Source organism: Sphingomonas paeninsulae (assembly GCF_003660165.1).
Taxonomy (GTDB): domain Bacteria; phylum Pseudomonadota; class Alphaproteobacteria; order Sphingomonadales; family Sphingomonadaceae; genus Sphingomonas_O; species Sphingomonas_O paeninsulae.
Genome location: NZ_CP032829.1, coordinates 515,487 through 538,587, shown reverse-complemented (window position 1 = coordinate 538,587; position 23,101 = coordinate 515,487). Strand labels below are relative to the sequence as shown.

22 protein-coding genes and 2 pseudogenes are annotated in these 23,101 nt (G+C 59.4%); 18 read left to right on the top strand and 6 right to left on the bottom strand.

Annotated features, from left to right (window positions below; all coding sequences use genetic code 11):
* Positions 1-20: 20 nt before the first annotated feature.
* The 13 genes and pseudogenes from D3Y57_RS07955 to D3Y57_RS07895 all read left to right on the top strand — a co-directional run bounded on the left by D3Y57_RS07955 (position 21) and on the right by D3Y57_RS07895 (position 11,535).
* Entirely contained in the window at positions 21-656 is a 636-nt protein-coding gene (locus tag D3Y57_RS07955) for a glutathione S-transferase family protein (RefSeq protein ID WP_121152544.1), read from the top strand.
* Between the two features lie 73 nt (positions 657-729).
* Positions 730-1,590, top strand: coding sequence for a UDP-2,3-diacylglucosamine diphosphatase (locus D3Y57_RS07950; RefSeq protein ID WP_121152543.1), 861 nt, complete (start codon positions 730-732; stop codon positions 1,588-1,590).
* Positions 1,587-2,609: a glycosyltransferase family 4 protein gene (locus D3Y57_RS07945; protein ID WP_121152542.1), complete on the top strand. Its 1,023-nt coding sequence runs from the start codon at positions 1,587-1,589 to the stop codon at positions 2,607-2,609. The genes D3Y57_RS07950 and D3Y57_RS07945 overlap by 4 nt, the downstream gene beginning before the upstream one ends.
* A gap of 202 nt (positions 2,610-2,811) precedes the next feature.
* Positions 2,812-3,480 (top strand): DUF1013 domain-containing protein, encoded by a 669-nt coding sequence (locus D3Y57_RS07940; RefSeq protein ID WP_205590131.1) that lies wholly within the window; start codon positions 2,812-2,814, stop codon positions 3,478-3,480.
* A 140-nt stretch (positions 3,481-3,620) separates the two neighbouring features.
* Complete coding sequence (locus D3Y57_RS07935; RefSeq protein ID WP_121155608.1) at positions 3,621-4,700, top strand: MBL fold metallo-hydrolase; 1,080 nt, start codon at positions 3,621-3,623, stop codon at positions 4,698-4,700.
* A 36-nt stretch (positions 4,701-4,736) separates the two neighbouring features.
* Positions 4,737-6,439: pseudogene (locus D3Y57_RS07930) on the top strand (long-chain-fatty-acid--CoA ligase).
* Between the two features lie 58 nt (positions 6,440-6,497).
* The gene (locus D3Y57_RS07925) at positions 6,498-6,737 is read left to right on the top strand and encodes an exodeoxyribonuclease VII small subunit (protein ID WP_121152540.1); all 240 of its coding nucleotides are present in this window, start codon (positions 6,498-6,500) and stop codon (positions 6,735-6,737) included.
* A gap of 55 nt (positions 6,738-6,792) precedes the next feature.
* Positions 6,793-7,644 carry a polyprenyl synthetase family protein gene (locus D3Y57_RS07920; RefSeq protein WP_239026055.1) on the top strand — a complete coding sequence of 284 codons (852 nt, stop codon included), beginning with the start codon at positions 6,793-6,795 and terminating at the stop codon, positions 7,642-7,644.
* A gap of 1 nt (position 7,645) precedes the next feature.
* Complete coding sequence (gene coaD / locus D3Y57_RS07915; protein ID WP_121152538.1) at positions 7,646-8,149, top strand: pantetheine-phosphate adenylyltransferase; 504 nt, start codon at positions 7,646-7,648, stop codon at positions 8,147-8,149.
* 71 nt (positions 8,150-8,220) lie between these two features.
* On the top strand, positions 8,221-8,958 hold the full coding sequence (locus D3Y57_RS07910; protein WP_121152537.1) for a peptidylprolyl isomerase: 738 nt from the start codon (positions 8,221-8,223) through the stop codon (positions 8,956-8,958).
* Positions 8,959-8,961: 3 nt separating this feature from the next.
* A complete protein-coding gene (gene queA, locus D3Y57_RS07905; RefSeq protein ID WP_121152536.1) occupies positions 8,962-9,993 on the top strand; it encodes a tRNA preQ1(34) S-adenosylmethionine ribosyltransferase-isomerase QueA in 1,032 nt (343 codons plus the stop codon).
* Positions 9,994-10,048: 55 nt separating this feature from the next.
* Positions 10,049-10,825 (top strand): transglutaminase-like domain-containing protein, encoded by a 777-nt coding sequence (locus tag D3Y57_RS07900; RefSeq protein WP_121152535.1) that lies wholly within the window; start codon positions 10,049-10,051, stop codon positions 10,823-10,825.
* 119 nt (positions 10,826-10,944) lie between these two features.
* Complete coding sequence (locus D3Y57_RS07895) at positions 10,945-11,535, top strand: hypothetical protein (protein ID WP_121152534.1); 591 nt, start codon at positions 10,945-10,947, stop codon at positions 11,533-11,535.
* Between the two features lies 1 nt (position 11,536).
* On the opposite strand, the gene D3Y57_RS07890 is transcribed toward D3Y57_RS07895, so the two are convergent.
* Positions 11,537-12,250 carry a hypothetical protein gene (locus D3Y57_RS07890; RefSeq protein WP_162987046.1) on the bottom strand — a complete coding sequence of 238 codons (714 nt, stop codon included), beginning with the start codon at positions 12,248-12,250 and terminating at the stop codon, positions 11,537-11,539.
* 297 nt (positions 12,251-12,547) lie between these two features.
* Between D3Y57_RS07890 and tgt the strand changes: the two genes are divergently transcribed.
* Positions 12,548-13,702 (top strand): tRNA guanosine(34) transglycosylase Tgt, encoded by a 1,155-nt coding sequence (tgt, locus tag D3Y57_RS07885; RefSeq protein WP_121152532.1) that lies wholly within the window; start codon positions 12,548-12,550, stop codon positions 13,700-13,702.
* On the opposite strand, the gene D3Y57_RS07880 is transcribed toward tgt, so the two are convergent.
* From D3Y57_RS07880 to secB, 4 genes are all read right to left on the bottom strand, one after another.
* Positions 13,699-14,385 (bottom strand): DUF4136 domain-containing protein, encoded by a 687-nt coding sequence (locus D3Y57_RS07880; protein WP_121152531.1) that lies wholly within the window; start codon positions 14,383-14,385, stop codon positions 13,699-13,701. The genes tgt and D3Y57_RS07880 overlap by 4 nt on opposite strands.
* 92 nt (positions 14,386-14,477) lie before the next feature.
* Positions 14,478-15,497, bottom strand: a complete 1,020-nt coding sequence (trpS, locus tag D3Y57_RS07875) for a tryptophan--tRNA ligase (protein WP_121152530.1) — start codon at positions 15,495-15,497, stop codon at positions 14,478-14,480.
* Between the two features lies 1 nt (position 15,498).
* A complete protein-coding gene (gene murJ, locus D3Y57_RS07870; RefSeq protein ID WP_121152529.1) occupies positions 15,499-17,082 on the bottom strand; it encodes a murein biosynthesis integral membrane protein MurJ in 1,584 nt (527 codons plus the stop codon).
* Between the two features lie 33 nt (positions 17,083-17,115).
* Entirely contained in the window at positions 17,116-17,625 is a 510-nt protein-coding gene (gene secB / locus D3Y57_RS07865) for a protein-export chaperone SecB (RefSeq protein WP_121155606.1), read from the bottom strand.
* 130 nt (positions 17,626-17,755) lie between these two features.
* Between secB and D3Y57_RS07860 the strand changes: the two genes are divergently transcribed.
* The 4 genes from D3Y57_RS07860 to D3Y57_RS07845 all read left to right on the top strand — a co-directional run bounded on the left by D3Y57_RS07860 (position 17,756) and on the right by D3Y57_RS07845 (position 21,962).
* On the top strand, positions 17,756-18,400 hold the full coding sequence (locus D3Y57_RS07860; RefSeq protein WP_121152528.1) for a Tim44/TimA family putative adaptor protein: 645 nt from the start codon (positions 17,756-17,758) through the stop codon (positions 18,398-18,400).
* On the top strand, positions 18,397-19,650 hold the full coding sequence (gene mltA, locus D3Y57_RS07855; protein ID WP_121152527.1) for a murein transglycosylase A: 1,254 nt from the start codon (positions 18,397-18,399) through the stop codon (positions 19,648-19,650). Before D3Y57_RS07860 ends, mltA begins: the two co-directional genes overlap by 4 nt.
* Positions 19,631-20,212, top strand: coding sequence for a Smr/MutS family protein (locus tag D3Y57_RS07850; protein WP_121152526.1), 582 nt, complete (start codon positions 19,631-19,633; stop codon positions 20,210-20,212). Before mltA ends, D3Y57_RS07850 begins: the two co-directional genes overlap by 20 nt.
* A 73-nt stretch (positions 20,213-20,285) precedes the next feature.
* Positions 20,286-21,962, top strand: a complete 1,677-nt coding sequence (locus D3Y57_RS07845) for a putative bifunctional diguanylate cyclase/phosphodiesterase (RefSeq protein ID WP_121152525.1) — start codon at positions 20,286-20,288, stop codon at positions 21,960-21,962.
* On the opposite strand, the pseudogene dapE reads toward D3Y57_RS07845, so the two are convergent.
* Positions 21,959-23,082 (bottom strand): annotated as a pseudogene (dapE, locus tag D3Y57_RS07840) (succinyl-diaminopimelate desuccinylase). The gene D3Y57_RS07845 and the pseudogene dapE overlap by 4 nt on opposite strands.
* Positions 23,083-23,101: the final 19 nt, after the last annotated feature.

Below are 23,101 nucleotides of genomic sequence, written 5' to 3'. Positions count from 1 at the left end.
CGGGGTGCCAAACTGCATAAATGACCGAACCCCTGATTCTGCACGAATTTGCCCTTTCGGGTAATTGTTACAAGATCCGGCTGACCGCCGCGCACGTCGGCGCAGTCCTGCAACGGCGCGAATATAATATATTGAAACTGGAAACGCGGACGCCGGAATTTGTCAATAATATCAGCGCCAATGCCCGCATCCCGGTGCTTCAGATCGGCGATCGTTTCCTACCCGAAAGCAATGCAGCCTGCTTTTGGCTGGCGGATTCGTCGCCGCTGATTCCGATCGACCGTTTCGAACGCGCGGATATGCTTCACTGGATGAATTGGGAGCAGTATTTCCACGAACCGCACATCGGCACTATGCGCTTCCTCCGTGCCTTCCTGTTTGAGGAGAACTGGTCCGCCGAACAGCGCGCCGCGGTCCCGACGCGGACTGAAATGGGCAATCGTGCGCTTGGGTTGATGGAAGATCATCTTGCGACCCGCCACCTTGCGACACGGAAGTGGTTTGTTGGCGATACGCCGACGCTCGCCGATATTTGCCTGTTCCCCTACACATCGACAGCAAAGGAGGGCGGTTTCGACCTCAGCCGCTATCCCCACGTTTCACGCTGGCTGGCCGACGTCGCTGCCCTCCCGGCCCATGTCACAATAATCGCATGAAACTGCCGGACGGAAGTAACAAACCCGCGCCATAGGGATTGCCCGAGGACCTGGAGCCTCGGGGAGCAGATTCATGGATGCTATCACGCGGTTTCCGTTCGGCGATGAACTGCCGGACTTCCACAGCGATACGCCAGCCATCCCTGAACGCGAGGGCATCCGCCGCCGTTTTCGCACGATCTGGATCAGCGACGTCCACCTCGGCACGCGCGGCTGTGCGGCGGCGATGCTCATCGACTTCCTCGACTCGGTCGATAGCGAGACCATGTTCCTTGTTGGTGACATCATTGACGGCTGGCGCATGAAGAAAAAATTTTATTGGCCTGCCGCGCACAACGACATCATCTGGCGCATTCTGAAGCGCGCCAAGCGTGGCACAAGAATGATCTACATCCCCGGCAACCACGACGAGATGTTTCGCCAGTTCAGCGGCCTCAGCTTCGGTGGCGTGGAAATCAAACGCAAAGCCATTCACCAGACCGCCGATGGACGCCGCCTGCTCGTCATGCACGGCGATGAATTCGACGCCGTGATGCTTGCTCACCGCTGGTTGGCGTTCGTGGGCGATGCCGCTTACGAAATGCTGATGCGGTGTAACCATGTCGTGAACCGGGTGCGCAACTGGTTCGACCTGCCGTACTGGTCGCTGTCCAAACACGCCAAGCATAAGGTCAAGAACGCGGTCGCCTTTATCGGTCGGTTTGAGGAGATCGTTGCGCATGAAGCCGGTGCGCGCGGTGTCGATGGCGTCGTCTGCGGCCACATCCATAACGCCGAACTGCGCGATATTCAGGGCATCGAATATTATAACGACGGCGACTGGGTAGAGGGCTGCACCGCACTGGTCGAACATTTCGACGGACGGATGGAGGTGCTGCACTGGGCCGATGAAATAGCCAAACGCGAAGCACCGTCGCTCAGGCTCGCAGCGTGAGGATTGCAATCGTCACCGACGCCTGGACCCCGCAGGTAAACGGTGTCGTCCGCACTCTCCTCGCCACGCGCGCGCAACTGGAAAAACAGGGCCATGTCGTCGAGGTAATCTCGCCCAACTATTACCCGTCGATACCCTGTCCGACTTACCCCGAGATCCGGCTGGCAATGACCCGCGCAACATGGGTCGGCGCACGCATTGCCGCCTTCGCGCCCGATGCGGTTCACCTTTCCACCGAAGGTCCGCTCTGCCTCGCTGCACGCCGCTGGTGCGTCCGCAACGGCTATCGGTTCACCAGTGCCTACCACACGCAATTCCCCGACTATTTCGCCGCCCGCACCGGGATGCCCGCCGCGTGGGTCTGGCGCTATATCCGCTGGTTCCACGGTCCATCCGAAGCCGTGCTGGTCTCGACACCCTCGGTCCGTACCATGCTCACCGCTCACGGTATCCCACACACGCGCCATTGGAGCCGAGGTGTTGATCTCGCCAACTTCTCCTCCGACGCGCCACCACCCGAACTATACGCCAAACTACCGCGGCCCATCCAACTCTACGTCGGGCGCATCGCGGTCGAAAAGAACATCGAAGCTTTCCTCTCCTCCGATCATCCCGGCACCAAAATCGTCGTCGGCGATGGCCCCGCCCGTGCCACGCTACAGGCGCGCTACCCGCACGTCCGCTTCATGGGGCCGCTGTCAGGCTTCGAACTTGCTGGAGCCTATGCCGGAGCCGATGTGTTCGTCTTTCCCAGCCGCACCGACACTTTCGGACTGGTGATGATCGAAGCACTGGCCTGTGGAACGCCCGTAGCGGCGTACCCGGTCAGCGGCCCCATTGATATCGTAACCCCCGCAACCGGCGCGCTGGATGAAACGATCCAAACCGCCATCGCCGCCGCCCTGTCCCGCAATCGATCCGATTGTGCCGCTTGCGGAGCAGCTTACACATGGGAGGCCAGCGCCCGGCAATTCCTCAGCGCGCTCGTGCCCGCCAGCAAGCACCTGATAGCGGCTTAAACACAGTCGCCAGTTTTCTAAAAGGTTGAAGCAGGACAACCCTTCAACAGGCTCAGGGAAGCGGTTATATGAATGGGCCAGGAGCGCCGCGATGCTTCTTGCCTCAATGGGCCATTCGGACTAAGCTCTGCCCATTATCAGGCCGCTCCGAAAGGGGCGGCCCTTCTTTTATCATAAGGATTTCGCCGTGGCTCAGCCGCTAATGCCCCATGCGACCGCATCGTGGCTTGTCGATCAGACTTCGCTCAGCTTTGAACAGATCGCCAATTTCTGCGGCCTGCATATCCTCGAAGTTCAGGCGATTGCGGACGACACGGCGGCGACCAAGCTGACCGGGCGCGACCCGATCCGCGCGTTCGAACTGACGCTTGCCGAAATCGACAAGGGCCAGGCCGACCCCAGCTATTCGCTGAAGATGTTCCGCGAACCAGAGGCCGTCACCCGCACCAAGGGGCCGCGTTACACGCCGGTTTCAAAGCGTGCGGATAAGCCGGACGGCATCGCGTGGATCATCCGTAACCACCCCGAAGTTTCGGACGGCCAGATCGGCAAGCTGATCGGCACGACCCGCACGACGATCGCTGCGATCCGCGACCGCACGCATTGGAACATGGCGAACATCACGCCAAAAGATCCGGTAACGCTCGGCCTGTCGTCGCAGCGCGAACTCGATGCCATCGTTGCAAAAGCGGCCAAGGCTGCTGGCCTCGAAGCACCGGTCGATAACCGTCTCGAAGGTGACCGTGCCGCGCTTATCTCGCAGCTTCGCACAGAGCGTGACGATGCGACGAAGCTGGCCGAACAGATCGCGTCCGGCGAAGTCGACCGGCCGTTGCTTGCTGGTGGCATTGTCGATCCGTTCAAACGCTAAGTCCGAACGCTGGGTTTTAATGAATTCCGTCACCCTGAACGTGTTTCAGGGTCCATCTGTCCGTCCGCAAAATCGGTTCGGACAGAGGCATGGATCCTGAACCGAGTTCAGGATGACGGTGTGATGGTATGGAGGGCGACATGACCAAGCGTTTAGTCCCGTTCGACCAAAGCCTGACCGATCACGGCTTCGAACCTCTCAGCGCGCGCGGGCTGACCTATCCGCTCGGCAGCTTTGCGCCCGAATACGGCGTCGTCCATCCCATTGCGGAGGGCGTTGGCTGGACCCGGCTTCCGGTGCCGGGCTTGCTCAATCACATCAATGTCTGGGTGCTGGACGATGGCGATGGGGTCGCCATTGTCGATACGGGCCTCAACTTGCCAGACACGCACGAGGCGTGGGTAAAGGCGCTATCCGGGCGCAAGGTCACTCGTGTTTTTGCCACGCACTTCCATCCCGATCACATCGGTGCGGCTGGCTGGCTGTGTGACACTCACGCCGTTCCCTTGTGGATGAACCGCACCGAATGGCTGTTTGCCCGGATGCTGTGTGCCGACGTCCGCGATGGGCCGCCCGTTGAGGCCATTGCTCAGGCGATTGCCGCCGGATGGAATGACGAACAAATCACATCCATGAAAGCAAGCGGCTGGGGCAGGTTTGCAACGGTCGTGTCACCGCTGCCGGTCGGCCATATCCGTATGAGCGATGGTGACGTTATCCGTATCGGCGCGCGCGACTGGACGGTGTGGATCGGCAGCGGCCACACGCCCGAACACGTCTGTCTGGTCGATGACGCTGGCGGTTTGATGATTGCCGGCGATCAGGTGCTGCCGAAAATCACGTCCAACGTGTCCCTGTCGCTCAGCGAGCCGGAGGGCGACCCGCTCGGCGACTGGCTGGCTTCGATCGACAAGTTTCGCGCATTGCCCGAACATCTGCTTGTGCTGCCCGCGCACGGCGAGCCATTTCTCGGGCTTCGTGCGCGGCTCGACCGACTGGAAAACGGGCATAGCGAGGGGCTGGAGCGCCTCCATGCGCACATTGCAATCGAACCGCGACGTGTGGTGGATTGCTTCACCATGTTATTCAAACGGGCGATCAACGACAGCATTCTCGGGCTGGCGACCGGCGAAGCAATGGCGCATTTGCGTCATCTGGAAATTACCGGGCGTGCGGTGAAAAAAGTCCGTGACGGTGTTTGGTATTATTCCGCAGCCTAGTTGCTGGCTGTCGTTCCTATGCTTACACCTTTGTGAATGAGCGTTTCTGAAACAAACCCCGACGCCATCTGGCGCACGCATTATGCCCACCCCGGCCAATGGGACCGCAGCTTCCCGCCGTTGACCATGCCGCAATTGTTCGAAGCCAGCGTCGCCGCCCATCCGGGGGCGATACTCAGCGACTTTATGGGTGCGCAGCTAAGTTATGCTGCGGTCGGCCTTTTGGTTGATCGTTTCGCAGTCGCGCTGGCCGGGCAGGGGGTTGTAAAGGGCGATCGTATCGGCCTCTATCTGCCCAACGTCCCCGACTATCTGATCGCCTATTACGGGGCATTGAAAGCGGGGGCGATCGTTGTGAATATGTCGCCGCTCTATTCGCTCGAAGAGCTGGAACATCAGGTCGGCGACAGTGGCGTTCGCATTATCGTGACCAGTGATGTGCCGCAGTTGTACGCGACGGCAAAGGCGCTGCTCGACGCTCGCGCCGTCGATCGGATCATTATCGGATCGGTCTCGGAATGGCTTCCACCGCTGAAACGTGTCCTGTTCCGGCTTTTCAAACGCAAACAGATCGCCCGGGTGCCGACGGGCGACCCGCACATTATCCGCCTTGGCACGATGACCGCTTTCGCTTTGCCAGAGGCCTCGGCTTCTCCAAAAGTTGCTATCGATCCCGGTGATGTTGCCCTGATCCAATATACCGGGGGAACGACCGGCGTTCCGAAAGGCGCGATGCTGACTCACCAGAACCTGACGGCAAATGCGCGGCAGGTTCACGAAATCGACCCGCATCAGGAAATGCCCGACCGGATTGTCGGCGCGCTGCCTTTCTTTCACGTTTTCGCCAACACCTGTGTCCTTAATCGAACCGTGCTGACCGGCGGCATGATCGCAATGTTGCCTCGATTCGATGCTGGACAGGTTCTCGCCACGATCACTCGCGTCAAGGCAACGTCGCTGCCCGGCGTGCCGACGATGTATCAGGCTTTGCTCGACCATCCGAAAATGGCCGCCACGTCCTTTGCTTCACTCCGCGTCTGCATTTCGGGGGGCGCACCTTTGTCGCGCGCGCTGAAAGAACGCTTCGAAGCTGCGACCAAGGCCCATGTGGTCGAAGGCTATGGCCTGACCGAAAGCGCGGGCGTCGTCGCCTGCAACCCGTATGAGGGGGTGAACACGATGGGTCGATCGGTCAACCGGTGCCCGGTACGATCGTGCGGCTGGTCGATCGGGATGACCCATCCAGACCGGCACCCGTCGGCGAACCGGGTGAACTGGTGGTTGAGGGTCCGCAGATTATGAAGGGCTATTGGGGTCGTCCCGAAGCGAATGCTGAAACCTATGTCGGCAATGCCCTTCGCACCGGCGACATCGCAACGATTGACGCGGAAGGGTTCATCCGCATCGTCGATCGCCTGAAGGACATGATCGCGGTCGGCGGGTTCAAGGTTTTTCCGAGCCAGATCGAAACCGTGCTTTATCGCAATGACGCGGTAAAAGAGGCCATCGTGATCGGCGTCCCTGACCAGTATCATGGTGAATTGCCCAAGGCGTTCGTGACCTTGAACGCAGGGGCAAAGATTGATGGCTCGGCATTGCGCGAATGGCTGAACCCGCAACTGGGCAAGCACGAACGCGTCGGGGAAGTCGAAGTGCGAACGTCGTTGCCCAAGACCCTCGTCGGGAAACTCAGCCGCAAGGAGTTGATCGCCGAAGAACGGGCCAAGCGCCCGGCTTGATTGGTCCAACTGACCGTCCCACCTTGACCGCCATAGGCCGGGGCTTCAAAAGCCGTTCATGTCCGATGAACTTTCCGAACTTTCCTTTGAAGATGCGCTGAAACGACTGGAGGCGATCGTACAGCGCCTCGAAAGTGGGAACGCAAGCCTTGATGAATCGATTACCCTTTACAGCGAGGGTGACCGTTTGCGGGGCCAGTGCGAGAAACGATTGAAGGACGCCCAGATGCGTATCGAAAAGATCAGCCTTGGTGCCGATGGTGCGCCGACCGGCACGCAACCCTTCGACGCGGCCTGACACTGACGTGGCAACGGTATCGCCCATCCTGGGAGACGCGCTTGGGCGTATTGCGATGGACGTCGATGCCCTGTTCGATGCCGTTTTACAAATCCCTGACGATCCCCGCCGCAGATTGTATGAGGCGATGCGCCACGCGAGCATCGGCGGCGGCAAACGGATGCGCCCGCTCCTCTGCGTGGCGGCGTGCGACCTGTTCCACATCGACCGCGCGGCAGCTCTGCGCGTTGGTTGTGCTGTCGAAGCGATCCACGTTTATTCGCTGATCCACGACGATTTGCCGTGCATGGACGACGATGATGTGCGGCGCGGCAAACCCACCGTCCACCGCGCCTTTGACGAGGCGACGGCTGTGCTTGCCGGGGACGCACTCCACGCACTCGCGTTCGAAATGATTTCCGACGAAAGCGTCCACTCCGACCCTTTCGTTCGCAGTGAACTCGTTGCCTGTCTCGCGCGTGCCAGCGGCCCCAGCGGCATGGCGGGTGGTCAGATGATGGATATCGTCGCCGAGACGGAAACGTTCGACCTTGGCGGTGTCACCCGATTGCAGCAGATGAAAACCGGTGCGCTGATCTCATTTTCGGTTGAGGCGGGCGCGATCATGGGCCGTTTGCCTCCCGAAGGCCGCGCGCCGCTCCGGGGCTATGCTCGCGATATCGGCCTCGCATTCCAGATCGCCGACGACTTGCTCGACTATGAGGGTGACGAAGCGGCTGCTGGCAAGGCACTCCGCAAGGATGAAGCTGCTGGCAAGGCAACTTTCCTGTCCCTGCTCGGCGTCGAGCGCGCCCGCGAACAGGCTCGTATTCTTGTCGATCAGGCAATCGAACACCTGCAAAGCTACGGCGAAAGCGCCGACCTTCTCCGTGCCATCGCGCGTTACAGCATTGAAAGAGACCGTTAATATGCAAGAGCGCATTGGGGTATATCCCGGCACTTTCGACCCTATAACGCGCGGCCACATGGACATCATCCGGCGTGGTGCCAAACTGGTCGATAACCTTGTCATCGGTGTAACCACCAACCCATCGAAATCCCCGATGTTTTCGGTCGAAGAACGCCTTGCGACCGTGATGCGCGAAACCGCAGGCATACCCGGCGTCAGCGTCGTTCCCTTCGACCTGTTGCTGATGGAATTCGCCGAACGCCAGAATGCCAGCATCATCGTGCGCGGGCTGCGCGCGGTCGCCGATTTCGAATATGAATATCAGATGGCGGGCATGAACCAGCAGCTCAATAACCGTATCGAAACTGTCTTCCTGATGGCCGATGTCGCGTTGCAACCGATTGCATCGCGACTGGTAAAGGAAATCGCGATGTACGGCGGCGCGATCGGGCGGTTCGTCATGCCCGAGGTCGAGGTCGAGGTTACGGCGCGCGTGAAGCAAATCGGTCGCAAGGGCAGTTAGCAATTCGGTTCATTCGCCGCTAAGCCCGCGCCGGGCAAAGCGCCCGGCCAAGAAGTAACGGAGCGATCAAGATGCGTCTGATGTTGGGTTTTATGGTGCTCGCGGCTTTTTCCGGCACCGCGTTTGCAAAAAAGCCTGTCATCGCCGTGGCCGCGCCTACTCCCGCCCCGGTTGCGCCCCCCAGCGATCCAAAGAACATTCTGCATCTCGACCTGTCCACCGGCGGCAGCGTGGTCATTCTCCTGCGTCCTGACAAAGCCCCCAACAGCGTCGAACGCATCCGCGTCCTGACCCGTGCCGGCTTTTACGACAACGTCGTGTTCCACCGCGTCATCGAAGGCTTCATGGCGCAAACCGGCGATCCCAAGGGCACCGGCGAGGGCGGATCGCCGCTTCCTGACGTGAAAGCCGAATTCAACGACCTGCCGCATTTGCGCGGGGCGGTGTCGATGGCACGACCCACCGATATCAACGGCGCGAACAGCCAGTTCTTCATCGTCCTGATGCCGGTCCTCCGCCTCGACGGGAAATACACCGTCGTCGGTCGCGCGATATCGGGGATGCAATATGTCGACGCCATCGCGCGTGGCGAGCCACCCGCCAATCCGTCGAAAATCATCCATGCGTGGATGGAAACCGATGGCCCGACCGCCGCGAAAGTGCCGCTCGTAATTCCCGCCCCCGTTGCGGTAACGGCCCCAGCCCCAGCTCCGGCGACGCCCGCAACACCCGCTGCTCCAGTGACAACGCCAGCGCCAGTGGAAGCTGCTCCGGCAACCCCAGCACCGGCACCAGTCCCGCCCAAATAAACCGTGCGCGTTGACCTGTTCGATTTCGACCTGCCCGACGCCAGCATAGCCCTGCGCCCGGCATCTCCGCGCGATTCCGCCCGGATGCTGGTCGTGGATGGTGCAACCCGAACCGACAGGATCGTCAGCGACCTCCCCGCGATTCTTCGTCCGGGCGATTGCCTGGTCTTTAACAACACGCGCGTCATCCCGGCCCAGCTTCAGGGGCGTCGCGGTAATGCCACCATCGGCGCGACCCTGCACAAACGCGAAAGCCTGCGTGCGTGGCGCGCCTTCGTCCGCAACGCCAAGCGCCTGCGTGAACAGGACGAAATCGACTTCGGCAACCAGGTCTCAGCCACCGCAAGCGACCGCGCCGAGGACGGTAGCTGGCTTTTGACCTTCGCCGGAACCGAACCGGTCGAAACCTTGCTGGGACGCGCCGGCCACATGCCGCTCCCTCCCTATATCGCCAGTAAACGCCCCACCGATGAACGCGACGCCAGCGATTACCAGACGATGTTTGCCGAATTGCCGGGGGCCGTCGCCGCGCCGACCGCTGCGCTGCACTTCACCCCCGACCTGATGGCCGCGCTGGACAGCGCCGGAATTGCCCATGAAACCCTGACTCTGCATGTCGGCGCAGGGACATTCCTGCCGGTGAAGGTGGACGATACCCTTGACCACAAGATGCACGCGGAATGGGGAACCATCGACGCCGAAACCGCCGCGCGACTGAACGAGATCCGGGCAAAAGGCGGCCGCGTCATCGCCGTCGGCACCACCTCGCTCCGCCTGCTGGAATCCGCTCATCGCGACGGCGCGGGCATCGCCCCCTTCGAAGGGGACACTGCAATCTTCATCACGCCGGGCTATAAATTCCGCGCGATCGACGGCCTCCTGACCAATTTTCACCTGCCGAAATCGACGCTGTTCATGCTGGTCAGCGCTTTGATGGGCCGGGAAACCATGCAGGCCGCCTATGCTCACGCCATTGCAGACGGCTATCGATTCTACAGTTATGGTGACACGAGTTTGCTGTTGCCATCCAAATGATCGGAACATCGGAGGGGTAAGCCTGTTCGAGGCACAACGCGTGCGCGGAGTTGCCATGATAATCGATATCGACGTTCTATTGGATTACGGAATACCCGATCGCCACGACGTGCTGTTGCAGGTCGAGGCTGCTGCGATGACCGACCAGCGGATTATCGAAAGCAACCTCACCGTGACCTCGCCCGAACGCCTTCGCGCCGTAGAGGGCGAGGAATCGATCGGCCAGCGCACATGGGCGGTCGGCCTCGGCCAGTTTCGCGTCGAATACCGCGCCCGCGTCGAAATCGACCGCCCCCGCGTCGTCCTCACCGACCTGAAAGCGAACAACCCACGGACGCTCCCTGCACTCGTCGTTCCCTATCTGCTGCCCAGTCGTTATTGTGAAAGCGACAAATTCGAAGCGTTCGTCACCCGCGAGTTTTCAAAAGTGAGCGGCGGTCGAAAGATCATTGCGATGCTTGAATGGATGGCGACCCATATCGACTATGTTTCCGGCTCGTCCAGCGGTGTCACGACTGCGGCGGACACCTTTGTCCAGCGACAGGGCGTGTGCCGCGACTTTGCCCATCTGCTCGCCAGCCTGTCGCGCGCTGCTATGATCCCCGCCCGACTCGTTGCCGCCTATGCCCCCGACGTGACCCCGCCCGATTTCCACGCGGTGGTCGAAGTATGGCTCGACGGATCATGGCATCTGGTCGACGCCACCGGCATGGCACAGGCCAATGAAATCGTCCGCATCGGCGTGGGCAGGGATGCCACCGACATTGCATTCATGACGGTATTCGGCAGCGCGACGATGTTCGAACAGCAGATTAACGTGACGCGGGGGTGAGGGGCGGGTGTCGGGAAACACCTGTTTGTCGTGCATCGGACGTGACGGTATAGCCGCAAGCTGTAACTCGTTTGGTCGCATACTCAATGCGGCCTGAACTAATGACTGAGAGGCGAAGATTGGCCATATTTTCATCCAACCGTGCTGACCACGTATTTGCAGATCAGTTCGAGGCGCTGGATGACGGTTATTTTATCTATCGTTACAATCGAAGTGGTGCTCCAATAAAGGTCTCGTCCTCGGAGCGGACTGCTTTTGTCGATGGATTTATTAAAGCAAGGCGACGAGCTAGCTGGGGATTAGTGGTTGGCACGATCGCGACCGTTGCCTTGGTAACTGCTGTTTTTGGGCGAATGGATGATGCCGGAATGAGCAGAGGCACATACATCGGTGCCGGAATATCAGTTCTTGGATTTTTCCTGTTCTGGCGTTGGGCTTGGAAAGCGCCAGTTCGCGCATTGGCAGATAGACAATGCGAGGGTCCCGCTTTGGGTAAAAGTGAAGCCAAGCTTGCCGCTTTAAAGAGAATGACGTGGGGGCAGCTTGTTTGGTCAGGCCTTGTAACGGTTATCGGAGGAGCATGGGTCTCTTCAAAATTTGATATTCTTTCGGGCTGGAATCGCCTGTGGCTAATCGGAATTATCCTATTCGTCGGCCTTCTGTGTTGGCGTATATGGCAAAAGTGGCAAGCCGAACGAGCGGCTCAATAGTTTAGTAGTTTTGGAATTCTATCGATTTAGCAAGTGTGGCATCCTGACGAATAGCAAATTTCCATGCTGTTGCGGCGATGCTTGCTAACAGGAGAAGGCTGATACAGCTAATTGCGCCATTTCCAATTGCGAGAATAATAGCTTGGCCACCGCTTTTTGCAGTATCTGTTGCCGGTAAAATTTTGTTTAGTACAGTACTGGCATAGCTTGCGGTAAATAGTCCCCATCTATAGCCTTTTGTTGATCTCAATATTCTCACCGGCGATACAAAAACCCCAGATAATGCTTGAGTAACGGGCCATGCCGACAGCAGCGGGATAGCAATCAAAGCTGCCAAGAGAGACAGTCCGAGGATCACTGCTGTGATCCCGCCACCAGTGCGCAGGAGCAGAAGGCCACCAAACAGCAGACCAAGGGGAATGCTTACGCACAGGGCCATTATTCCCAAAAACCTTATTCCACCGAGCCAAGATAGCGGAGCCTCGGCTATCATCATTGCAACGACATAGACGGTCGCAAGCGACACAAACATTAGCAAGCCTGCCACAGTATAACCTGATGCCGAAATGCTGGGACCCGAGTGCCGTAGAGCAAGGTCAACAAGGATGTTTATGACCCCAATCCCGCCTACTAAAGCAAATCCCCTCAGTGGAAGGGAATGAACTCCATGAAATGCCTCGGAGAAAAAATCATTTGAAACGACAGTATCAGCCATGAGCATTCATGGAACGCGACCGACGAGTGAGCAAGGGACAGTATTTTTTAATCGTTGTTGAGCTTTTGAGCGAGCACGTCTGCATTAGGCGTCACACCTGACGCCAAACACATGTTTGTCGTCACCCTCTCTCGGACGCAAATGGCCGAAAGTGTACGACAAACCCTGTCGTATTGATAAAGTGTACGACAACGTCGGTTTAGGGGTTTGTCGACACCCCTCTGATCGCCACCGATTTGGCGATCAGTAAATTTAGCTCACTCGACACGGGCAAGCGCGCACGCCAATAACGCCCGCATGACTTCCCCCCGTTTCAACTTCTCGATTGCCGCCACCGATGGTCCTGCGCGCACCGGCACTATTGCCATGAAGCGCGGCGAAATCCGCACGCCTGCCTTCATGCCGGTCGGCACCGCCGCCACGGTGAAGGGCATGACCCCCGATGGCGTGCGCGATACCGGCGCGGACATCATTCTTGGCAACACTTATCACCTGATGCTGCGTCCGGGTGCCGAACGCATGGCGCGACTGGGTGGGCTGCATGAATTCATGGGTTGGGGCCGTCCGATCCTGACCGACAGCGGCGGTTATCAGGTGATGAGTCTCGGCGATTTGACCAAAATCACAGAGGAGGGCGTCGCCTTCAAATCGCACCTCGATGGGTCGCGGCATATGCTGACCCCTGAACGGTCGATGGAGATTCAGCGTCTGCTCGGTTCCGATATCGTCATGGCCTTTGACGAGTGCACGCCGTTTCCTGCCACCCATGAAGTTGCTGATAAATCGATGGATCGGTCGATGCGCTGGGCCGCGCGATCGCGTGCCGGGTTCGACAGTGGAGCCGAACATTCGGCGGTTTCGGCGCTGTTTGGTATCCAGCAAGGCTCTATGTTTGCCGATTTACGTGCAAAATCGACCGAAAAACTCGTCGAAATTGGCTTCGATGGTTATGCAATCGGTGGACTGGCGGTTGGGGAGGGACAGGACGCAATGTTCGGCGTGCTCGATTATGCCGCCGATATGCTTCCCGCAGACCGCCCGCGCTATCTGATGGGCGTCGGAAAGCCCGATGACATCGTCGGTGCGGTTGAACGCGGGGTCGATATGTTCGATTGCGTGCTGCCAACGCGCAGCGGGCGCAATGGACAGGCTTTCACATGGGATGGGCCGGTCAATATCCGCAATGCCAAACACGCTGAGGATAAATCGCCGCTGTCGGCTGATTGTGCGTGCCCGACTTGCACGGGGTGGAGCCGTGCCTATCTGCATCACCTCGTCAAATCGGGGGAAATGCTTGGTGCGATGCTGATGACCGGCCACAATTTGTGGTTCTATCAGCGGCTTATGGGCGGATTGCGCGACGCTATATCGGGGCGGCAACTGACGGCTTATGCCGATGAATTCAGGCTGCGGTATCGCGGCGCCCCATCAGGGACGCCGCAAACGGATTAGCGCCGCGTTTTTCCCGGAGGGGCAACGGTAATCTTGACCGTCTCGCCCGAATTGCCTGGGAAGCCGGTGAACATTGCGTCGATCAGGTTTGGAACCAGCGTGGTCAAGTCGTCGTCGGTCGAAATGGCCTGCGCCTTACCTTCGAACACGCGCTCCTTGGTTCCCTGACGCTCGATCGTCATCTGAAGCTGCGAGTTATAGACGGTGTAGCTTTCCACCCTGTTATAATCATCGAACAGGAATGGATCGTAAAAGCCGCCGACGAACGCGCGACGACCGAATCCATAGCCATAATAGGGCCGACCAAAGCCACCATAACCGCCGAAGCGGCTATATCCAAAGCCGCCGCCGTAGCCAAAACCGCCAAAGCCCGATCCGACAGTCGAGCGGATTTTCTCATGCCCGCGATCGACGCCATAATTGATGGAAACGATCAGGTTTGCACCCGTTGCCGTTCCAGCGCGGACATAGCCGACCTGCTGAAGTCGGTTGGCAACCATGTCGGCATAGGTACGAAACTCGAGCGAACCGTTTTCGCGAGGACTGTCTGCAACCACCGCAAAACTCTGACCCTGTGGGGCCGGAAGTGCCTGATAACGTGAAACTCTTGCCTGGAATGGTTCAGCGCAACCGGCGACAGTTAAGAGTGCGATGGGCGCAGCGTATTTCAGAAAACGGATCATCGGGAACGACCTCTTTTTGGCTGAATCGCCATTACTTAGTAAATGCGACTCATTGGGTGAACGAATGTTGAACGCAATCGATCCGTCGTATCTCAGCCACGGGCTGACCGCGACAAACCTCTTTGCAGACCCGTCGCGTCATAGGCCGCGTCGAGCGTTGGTTGCGCAAGGACTCGTGCCCGTGCTCCCCCCGACTCGAGGATTGCGTCGATTGTCGCATCGTCGCGCAAATCCAACAACCGCTCCCGGATCGGGGACAGCGTTGCGACCAACTGTTCAATCAGGCGAGCCTTGAACGGTCCGAACTGCGAACCCCCGAATTCCGCCAGCACTGCATCGCTCTTCACGTCGGACAGCGCCGCGAAGATCGTCACCAGATTGCGCGCCTCGGGCCGATCTGCGAGTCCCGCCGGCTCAGAGGGCAGGACATCCTGGTCGGTCTTTGCCTTGCGGACTTTCTGCGCGATCAGGTCGGCATCATCGGTCAGGTTGATGCGGCTCATGTCCGACGGATCGGACTTCGACATCTTTGCCGTTCCATCCCGCAACGACATGATCCTCGCGGCAGCGGGCGGGATATAGGCTTCGGGCAGAGTAAAGAGATCGACGCCGAAATCGCCGTTGAACTTGGTCGCGATGTCGCGCGCCAGTTCCAGATGCTGCTTCTGATCGTCGCCGACCGGAACGTGCGTCGCGTTGTAGAGCAGCACGTCGGCCGCCTGCAAAACTGGATAGGCAAAAAGCGCCACGGAAGACCCTTCGCGGTTCTTTCCAGCTTTGTCCTTGAATTGCGTCATGCGGTTCAGCCACCCCATCCGGGCGGTCCCCATCAGCAACCAGCAGAGTTCGGCATGTGCCGGAACTCGCGCCTGATTGAACAGAACGCTACGCTTTGGATCTATACCAGCAGCGATCAGCGCGGCCGCCATTTCCCTGACGTTGGCGCGTCTTGTATCGCGATCTTCGTGTGTGCTGAGCGAATGCAGATCGGCAAGGAAAAACACGCACTCCCCCTCGACACTGTCCTGCATCCGCACCCAGTTCCGGATCGCGCCGAGATAGTTGCCGAGATGCAGGCTGCCTGTTGGCTGGATGCCCGAAACGACTCTCATATTATCCCTTCCGCATGAATTGTGTGCGTAACTCGCCGAGGTTCACGGCCCCTGTCGCCAGCGCCACCGCGCCATAGACTGCCGCACCGATGCCGCAAAGCGCGACCAGTGCAGCAACGCGCTCGAATGAGCGACCCGCCATATAGGGGTCGAGCACCGGGTTCAGCAGATAAAGCGTAATTCCCATCGCAAAGCTGGCCGCAGCAATGCGGACCGCTTTCGATTTGAATCGCGCATCGAACCGCAGATGCTCGCGCCGGTGCAGCGTCCAGTACAGCATAATCACGTTCACCCACGCCGCCGCCGCGGTCGACAACGCTATACCGACGAAGCCAGCGTTCAGCACAAGCACCGAAAGCAAATTGCCGACGAGATTGAACAGCATCGATATCACCGCGAGCCGAACCGGTGTTTTAGTATCCTGCCGTGCATAAAAACCGGGCGTCAGCACCTTGATCAGCACATAGGCCGGAACGCCAACGGAAAATGCCGCCAGGGCTCCAGCAGCGCCGATCGTGTCGATCGCGGTGAACGCACCATGCTGGAACACGCCACGGATCAGCGGCGTCGAGGACACCACCAGCGCGACGGCGGCGGGCAGGGCAAGCAGCAGGCTCAACTCCATCGCGCGGTTCTGGGTATGCCCGGCTGCAACAGCATTACCGCCCGCGATCTGGCGCGACAGGCTGGGCAGGATCGCAGTTCCCACGCCAATGCCGATCAGTCCGAGGGGAAGCTGGTTCAGGCGGTCGGCATAGTAAAGATAGCTTACCGCACCTTGGGGGAGGAACCGTGCGGCGAGCGAAGTTGAAATCAACAGATTGAACTGGATCGCGCCCTGACCGACTGCGGCCGGCCCGATCAGGAACAGCATCCGCTTAACGTCAGGCGACAGGCGCGGCATCGACAGCTTCAGGACGATGCCCGCCTGACGGCACGACCAGATCAACCACGCCAGTTGCAACGCACCCGCGACCGTCACCGCGATCGCCTGCGTTTCTGCGGTCTGGACGCCGGTATGGCCGCGGAAAAACAAGATTGCGGCGATCATAGCGATGTTGAGCAGGATCGGCGCGGCGGCGTTGACCCAGAACCGCCCGAGCGAATTCAGGATACCGCCCAGCAGCGATACCAGTGAAATCAGCGCCAGATAGGGAAAGGTGATCTGGGTCAGGTGACTGGCAAGAGCGAATTTCTCAGCGCCGCCATCGGGGAAACCACCAGTCATCGCCCAGACGATCGGCCCGGTCGCGGCGATCATGATTGCAGTAAAAATCACCAGAAATGGAAACAGGACTGACAGAACCTGACCAGCGAAATCCGTTGCGGCACTGAGACCCGATCCCGGTACTTCTCCATCGGCCTCTGCCATCCGCCGATTGAACATCGGCACGAAGACCGCTGCGAACGCCCCTTCGGCAAACAGCGCACGGAACAGATTAGGCAGCCGCCACGCGATCAGGAAGGCATCCGATGCGAACCCCGCGCCGACAAAGCGCGCCATCAGCATATCGCGTACCATGCCAAGCACGCGGCTGACGAGCGTCAATCCACCGATCGAGGCGGTGGCCCGGACGAGGTTCACAGGGTTTTAGAGTTCATGCGCTGTCGCGTAGATTTACGCTTCGCCAGCCGGTGTTGCCGAAGCGAGCGAGTCGGTCTGTTCGGCCTGCGACATGTAAAGCTGCCCGAAATCAATCGGTTCCAGCATCAGCGGTGGAAAGCCGCCATCGCGCACGGCATCGGCCAACACGCGTCGAGCGAAGGGGAACAGAATCCGGGGCGCTTCCGCGAGCAGGAACGGCTGAAGCTGATCTTCGGGGATGTTACGAAGCGCGAACAGTCCGGCATAGGCCAGTTCGACCTGAAACGCGGTCTTGTCTGCGGCAGTCGCCTTCACGTCGATCTTCAGCACGACCTCATAAGCATCATCGCCCAACTGGGTCGAACCGATGTTGAACTGAACATCGATCTGCGGTTGGCCCTGCCATTGGTACACGGCTGGTGCGTTCGGATTTTCAAACGACAGATCCTTCACATATTGCGAAAGGACGCCAGCCTGCGGGGTCGTGTCTTCGCCGTTGGCAAGGGGTTCGTTGCCCATTTCGGGGCTCAGTTCGTCGGCCATTTCGTATCGGTCCTGCGGTTCGATGGAATGAATATCGGGCGCGACTAGCAGGCGACGGGGCAAAAGGGCAATGCCAGTTTGAAGTCCTGACCGATCGCGCCTATATCTGTCATAAGTATTCGGAGGTTTTGTGGTCGGTATCGTACTTCTAGCAATGGTGGCTGGGTTTCTGGCGCTCCGTCTTTACTCCGTACTCGGCAAACGCACGGGTCATGAGCAGACTTTTGTTGCGCCGGTCGATCAGCCGAAATTGGTTCCGACCGTGGCTGGAGATGAAGCGCGCCCACAAGTGGTGATCGAAAATAACAATGTGTTCGAACCTGCGGCCGCAGCCGGCATCCGCGCGATCATCGCCGCTGAGAGCAATTTCGACGTTGCGCGCTTTATCGACGGTTCGAAGACGGCATATCGCATGATCCTCGAAGCGTATTGGCGCGGCGACGAGACCGAACTGGCTGAATTGACCGACGACGATGTCCGCCAGTCGTTCGCGGCCTCCATCGCTGATCGCAAGGTAGCGGGCCATGTCCTCGATAACAGGCTGGTGCAAATCGAAAAGGCGATTATCTCTGCGGCTTCGCTGGATGGCAAGGTCGCGCACATCACCGTTCGCTTTGATGCCGATATTGCTGCGGTGACGCGCGATGCTGACAATGCGGTGGTTGCTGGCTCACTGACCGATGCGGTGCCGACGCACGATGCGTGGACGTTCACGCGAACCGTGCGTGCCTCGGACCCCAACTGGATTTTGACAGACACCGACGAATCGGCATGAAGCGGCTGCTCGGCGTCGCTTTGGCGGCGCAGGTGTTGGCGGGATGCGCGGCAAATGGTCCGCCGAAATCGCCCGGTTCTGCTTCTGTCGCCAATTATCCGATCAAGCCTTCCACTCCGATTGCTCCGGCAATAGTTCAGAAGCCCGTGTTGGTAGCGCCCGGAACGACCGCATTGTCGAACGGTGTGGTTTCAGGTCCGGCAGTCGCATCGCTGAAGATCGACAAGGTTGCGGCAAGTCGTGCCCTGAAGGCTTTTCAACTGAGTTGCCCCGCGCTGCTCCGCCGGTCGGATTATTCGGGACTGACAACGAATGCCGACTGGACCGCCGTTTGTGCTGCTGCAACCACATGGGACGGCGCGCAGGCCGTGCGATTTTTTACCGACAATTTTGAAACGGTGCAGGTCGGCGCGGGTACGTCCTACGCAACCGGCTATTACGAACCCGAAATCGCCGGGTCACGTACTCCGGCGCCGGGCTATCCGGTTCCGATATACAGCCGACCGCCGGATGAGGTTGATGTCGATCTGGGTCTGTTCTCGGACAGGTTGGTAGGCAAGAAAATCACGGGCCGCGTGGTGGGGACCGGACTGGTTCCATATTTTACCCGCAGCGAAATCGAGGATGGGGCACTGGCGGGAAAGGGGCTTGAGCTTGCCTATGCCGCCGACCCGGTCGAGTTCTTCTTTCTGCAGATTCAGGGTTCGGGACGCCTTAAACTACCCGATGGAACGACCATGCAGATTGCCTATGGTGGGCAGAATGGTCGTGACTATACAGGTATCGGTGAGCTGATGCACCAGCGTGGTCTGGTCGTCCCCGGACAGCTTTCGATGCAGGGGATCATGACATATCTCCGGGCCCATCCTGATGAAGGCCGGGCGATTATGCGCGAGAACAAAAGCTGGGTATTCTTTCGCGAAATTAGCGGCGATGGACCGATCGGTGCCCTCGGAATAGCCGTTACGGGACAGGGCAGCGTTGCCGCCGACCCTGCATTTGTGCCGCTTGGTGCGCCCGTATTTCTGTCAATGGACCGCGCCGATGCGACAGGATTGTGGATTGCGCAGGATACAGGCGGCGCGATCAAGGGCGCAAATCGTTTCGACACGTTCTGGGGAGCGGGCGATCAGGCGCGGGTCATTGCAGGCGGAATGTCGGCACGCGGGACGGCGTTCATAATGCTGCCGAAGGGTGTTCTTGCGCGGCTCTTGATGGGGAGCGCGACCGGTGGCGGGACGACGCCTTAATCCCGAAGAACGTGCGGTCTGGTCCCGGGTCGTTGCATCGGTTCGCCGAGCGGCAGGCGTATTGCCAGTAATCGAAGCAACGCCGGATGCACCGCCCCACAAACTTACGTGCGTGAAAGCAAAAGCGCCCGTTGTCGCGCCAGCTCCCAAACCTGCCCGCCCGCCGGTGCCGGTTGCGATCAAGGCCGGGGTGACACTCGACGGAAGCTGGGACCGTCGGATCGCATCGGGAGGGGCTGCGCCCGAACGCACGGTCGATCTGCACGGCTGTGGTGTTGATCAGGCGCATCGTCGGTTGCTTCGCGAACTCGATCTGGCGCTGGCCGATGAGATTCGGGTCCTGCTCGTCGTAACGGGCAAGGCACCGAAGAGTGACGCGAGCCGTATCGACTTGCCGTTGCGGGGTATCATCAGGGCATCGATCCACGACTGGGTAGCGGCTTCACGCCATGCCGGACAGATTGCGGCGATCCGCCCGGCGCATCCAAAACATGGTGGCGCAGGCGCATTGTATCTCATTTTGAGACGATCAAAAATGGGGGCTGTTGCAAGGCAATATTAACTCTGACCTGTCATTTAGAAGCCGGACTTATATCGGGCGGTGGGCTTGGTAGGGTGCGGGGACATGGGCAAAGATGGAAGGCGTTTCGCTGAAATCGCGCGCGGTTGCCTTTGCAGCCTGTGTCGGTGCCACAGCTTTCATCCTTGCCTTGCTGGCTACCGCCGATGCCGCACACGAAAGTGTTGGCATTACACGCGCTTTGGTTGTGGCGATTATTTGTGGCGTGATGAGTTGGGCTTCGGCTGAACGATCAATCGCAGGTGTCGCAGAGTCGGTCGATGCGGCAAGTGTCCGGATCGTCGCGGCGGCTCAGGGTGATTTAATAAGCCCTACGCCCGCTGCAGTCGGGAAAACACTTCCGGAAATTTCGATGGCGCTCGACAGTCTGTTTCGGCAGGTCCGTGCCAATCTCGATAGTGTCCATGCTCTGGCGATGTTTGATCCTGTCACTTCGCTTGCGAACCGAACTAACTTTCGCCGCGAGGCCGATCATATCCTGCGTTCGCTTTCCGCTGAGAGTGAGGCCGCGTTGTTCTTTCTTGATCTGGATAATTTCAAGGCGGTCAATGATACATACGGTCATGCGCAGGGTGATCAGTTGCTGGCGATGGTAGCCAACCGCCTCCGGGTGGTCGCAGATGCCGAAGGTGTACGGTCTGCAACGGTAGATCTTCCGCTGGTCGGGCGGCTGGCGGGCGACGAGTTCACCATTCTGTTCCCACACGTCGATGGCGTGGCTGGTGCAACGCGGGTTGCGCGCGGTCTGCTTGCCGTAATGACTGAGTCTTTCGATTTAGCTGGGCATTCGCTTGACATCGGGGCTTCGATTGGTGTGGCGATGCGCCCTGCGGCCGGTCAGTCGTTGCCAGCCCTGATGCGAGCGGCAGACCTTGCGATGTATCATGCGAAGGCCAGCGGGCGGGCGCAATTCCAGTTTTACAGTGACGCGCTCGCGACGCAGTTGGCCGACCGGACCCGGCTGGAAAACGATCTGCGACTGGCGGTCGAACGCGATGAACTGACCGTCGCGTTGCAGCCGCAGCTTTCGCTGGCGGACGGATCCATCATCGCCGCAGAAGCGCTTTTGCGGTGGAACCATCCTGTCGACGGGATGCGGACGCCGGAAACCTTTATCGCGGCGGCTGAAGAAAGCGGGATTATCTTTGAGGTCGGCCACTGGTCGATCGACGCTGTGGGCAGGATGGCAGCGGAATGGGCGAAGGCGGATTTGCCTTATCGGCTCGCGGTGAACATCAGTCCGCGCCAGATCAATCGCGCCGACTTTTTCCCAAGGCTGCGCAAGGCAATCGAACATCACGGTATCTCGCTGAAAACGCTTGAATTCGAGATATCGGAGGGGCTTGCAATGTCATGTGGCGAAGCCGTGCTGAGCGAGATTGCCAAGTTGCGCGAAGGTGGTGCACGTGTCGCGCTTGACGACTTTGGGTCGGGATATTCCAGCCTTACTCGCCTTAGTCATTTGCCCATCGATCGGGTGAAGATCGACGGCACACTAATCGCCGACATTGCCACGCACGTCGATGCCCGGACAATTGTCCAGTCGATCATTGGCCTAGCGCATGGCCTTGGTTTCGAAGTCGTGGCGGAGGGTGTGGAGACGGCCGATCAGATGGAGGTGCTTCGTGTTATGGGATGCGATGCGGCGCAGGGATTTGCGATCGCCCACCCGATGTCGGAGGCCGAATTTTTGGCGTGGGGTCAGCACGATCCCCAGGTCATTGCCGTCTAGGTGAAAACGCGGGCGAGGATGCTTTCATAGATGTCGGTGAGTGCGGCCAGATCGGTCAGCGAAACCGCTTCATCAAGCTTGTGCATCGTCGCATTGCAAAGGCCGAATTCGACGACGGGACATAGGGCAACCAGATAACGTGCATCCGACGTGCCGCCAGTTGTCGATAGTTCGGGAGTCAGGCCAGTAACATCTTCGACCGCTGCCGAAACAAGTGCGCTCAACGCACCGGGCGGTGTCAGGAACGCCTCGCCAGAAATACGCGCGGTTACGGTAGCGCGGCCAGTTTCCCGTTCCGCGACCCCCGAACGCGCGTGACGAGTGCTTCGCCGCTTTGCAGGTCGTTGAACCGGATACTGAGACGGGCACGGGCCAGCAAGGGGATGACATTGGTCGCGGGGTTTCCGACATCGATTGTGGTAACCTCGATATTCGACGGTTGAAACCACTGGGTTCCCTCATCGAGCACGATCGCATCGATTGCTGACAGGATGCGGATGAGTGCGGGAATGGGGTTGTCGGCGAGTTGCGGATAGGCGACGTGCCCCTGTGTTCCTGCCACTTCGATCCAGATGTTGACCGATCCGCGACGGCCGATTTTTATCGTGTCGCCCAATCGGGTGGCCGACGTGGGTTCACCGACGAGGCAGAGGTCGGGGATCAGATTGCCCGCGCGCATCCGTTCGATCAGCGCGACCGTCCCGAACATGGCGGGACCTTCTTCATCGCCGGTGATGATGAGGGTGAGCCGGCCGCGATGATCGGCGACGCGCGATGCCGCTTCGACAAAGGCAGCGATGGAGCCTTTCATATCCACGGCACCGCGACCGTAGAGCAAGTTTCCACGCACTTGTGGGTCGAATGCGCTGGTTTCCCAGCCAACCCCCGGAGGCACTACGTCGAGATGCCCGGCAAATGCAAAATGGGGACCAGTATCCGAACCACGGGTGGCGAGCAGGTTTTCTACTGGGCCGTCGGGGGCTGCGCCTGAAACGAAGCGATCGACCGTAAAATTTTGGGCAATCAGCGCTGCTTCCAGAATGGCGAAAACTTCACCCGTTGCTGGAGTAACGCTCGGTGCGGAGATCAGGGCTTTGGCGAGAGTGAGCGCTTCTGTCATCATTTCAGCGGTAACGGCG

What these genes read in the sequence shown, in the direction of transcription:
- D3Y57_RS07955 (WP_121152544.1), top strand. Translation starts at nt 21, where the DNA reads ATGACCGAACCCCTGATTCTGCACGAATTTGCCCTTTCGGGTAATTGT.
- D3Y57_RS07950 (WP_121152543.1), top strand. Translation starts at nt 730, where the DNA reads ATGGATGCTATCACGCGGTTTCCGTTCGGCGATGAACTGCCGGACTTC.
- D3Y57_RS07940 (WP_205590131.1), top strand. Translation starts at nt 2,812, where the DNA reads ATGCCCCATGCGACCGCATCGTGGCTTGTCGATCAGACTTCGCTCAGC.
- D3Y57_RS07935 (WP_121155608.1), top strand. Translation starts at nt 3,621, where the DNA reads ATGACCAAGCGTTTAGTCCCGTTCGACCAAAGCCTGACCGATCACGGC.
- D3Y57_RS07925 (WP_121152540.1), top strand. Translation starts at nt 6,498, where the DNA reads ATGTCCGATGAACTTTCCGAACTTTCCTTTGAAGATGCGCTGAAACGA.
- D3Y57_RS07920 (WP_239026055.1), top strand. Translation starts at nt 6,793, where the DNA reads ATGGACGTCGATGCCCTGTTCGATGCCGTTTTACAAATCCCTGACGAT.
- coaD (WP_121152538.1), top strand. Translation starts at nt 7,646, where the DNA reads ATGCAAGAGCGCATTGGGGTATATCCCGGCACTTTCGACCCTATAACG.
- D3Y57_RS07910 (WP_121152537.1), top strand. Translation starts at nt 8,221, where the DNA reads ATGCGTCTGATGTTGGGTTTTATGGTGCTCGCGGCTTTTTCCGGCACC.
- D3Y57_RS07900 (WP_121152535.1), top strand. Translation starts at nt 10,049, where the DNA reads ATGATAATCGATATCGACGTTCTATTGGATTACGGAATACCCGATCGC.
- D3Y57_RS07890 (WP_162987046.1), bottom strand. Translation starts at nt 12,250, where the DNA reads ATGGCTGATACTGTCGTTTCAAATGATTTTTTCTCCGAGGCATTTCAT.
- tgt (WP_121152532.1), top strand. Translation starts at nt 12,548, where the DNA reads ATGACTTCCCCCCGTTTCAACTTCTCGATTGCCGCCACCGATGGTCCT.
- D3Y57_RS07880 (WP_121152531.1), bottom strand. Translation starts at nt 14,385, where the DNA reads ATGATCCGTTTTCTGAAATACGCTGCGCCCATCGCACTCTTAACTGTC.
- trpS (WP_121152530.1), bottom strand. Translation starts at nt 15,497, where the DNA reads ATGAGAGTCGTTTCGGGCATCCAGCCAACAGGCAGCCTGCATCTCGGC.
- secB (WP_121155606.1), bottom strand. Translation starts at nt 17,625, where the DNA reads ATGGCCGACGAACTGAGCCCCGAAATGGGCAACGAACCCCTTGCCAAC.
- mltA (WP_121152527.1), top strand. Translation starts at nt 18,397, where the DNA reads ATGAAGCGGCTGCTCGGCGTCGCTTTGGCGGCGCAGGTGTTGGCGGGA.
- D3Y57_RS07845 (WP_121152525.1), top strand. Translation starts at nt 20,286, where the DNA reads ATGGAAGGCGTTTCGCTGAAATCGCGCGCGGTTGCCTTTGCAGCCTGT.